Here is an 837-nt window from a genome sequence, read left to right as displayed (position 1 = left end):
GAGGGCATGGCGGCGATGGCGGCGAAATACCGCGAGGGCGGCGATCTCTACGTGCCGGCGGACGAGACCGGCGCACCGCTTTCGCCACAGGCGCATGAGCCATCATGAAGGTGCTGGTCAAAGGGGCCGGCGTTGCCGGCCTCACCGCCGCCTTCGAGCTCGCCGCACGCGGCGCGGCGGTTTCCGTTGCCGAGACAAGGCCTGGCCTTGGGGGCAATGCGTCGTGGTTCGCCGGCGGCATGTTGGCGCCATGGTGCGAGCGCGAAAGCGCCGAGCAGCCGGTGCTGGATCTCGGGCGCGGTGCCGCCGACTGGTGGGATGCCGCAACGCCCGGCCAGGTGACGCGGACCGGAACGCTGGTCGTGGCCGCGCCGCGCGATGCGGGCGAGCTCGACCGGTTCGCCAGCCGCACGACGGGCTATCGGCGCGTCGAGGAAGATGAAATTGCCTTGCTGGAGCCCGACTTAGCCGGCCGCTTCCGCCGCGGATTGCTCTTTCCCGATGAGGGCCATCTCGATCCGCGCCAGGCGATGGCAGCGCTTCATGACAAGCTCGCGGCCATGGGTGTCGAATTCCACTTCGGCGCCGACGCCCAGCATGTTTTTGGTTTCGATCGTCAGATCGATTGCACGGGAATGGCAGCCGCCGATGACAGGTTGCGCGGCGTTCGCGGCGAAATGCTCATCCTGCGCACCCCTGATACCTCGCTGTCGCGCCCGGTCAGGCTGCTGCATCCGCGCTTTCCACTCTATGCAGTGCCGCGCACCGACCACCGTTTCATGGTTGGTGCGACGATGATTGAAAGCCAGTCCGCCGGACCGGTTACGGCGCGCTCCA

At 67.7% G+C, this 837-nt stretch carries 1 protein-coding gene; it reads left to right on the top strand.

The window, feature by feature from the left end; translation table 11 throughout:
- Nucleotides 1-104: 104 nt before the first annotated feature.
- Nucleotides 105-837, top strand: a 733-nt coding sequence (locus NKI47_RS34930) for an FAD-dependent oxidoreductase (protein WP_352596383.1), incomplete at its 3' end; no start/stop codon positions are given.

The organism is Mesorhizobium sp. M0633, assembly GCF_040320645.1.
In the GTDB taxonomy this organism is placed as follows: Bacteria; Pseudomonadota; Alphaproteobacteria; order Rhizobiales; family Rhizobiaceae; genus Mesorhizobium.
The sequence above is the reverse complement of the archived record's forward strand: the minus strand, read 5'-3'. Positions and strand labels throughout refer to the sequence as shown.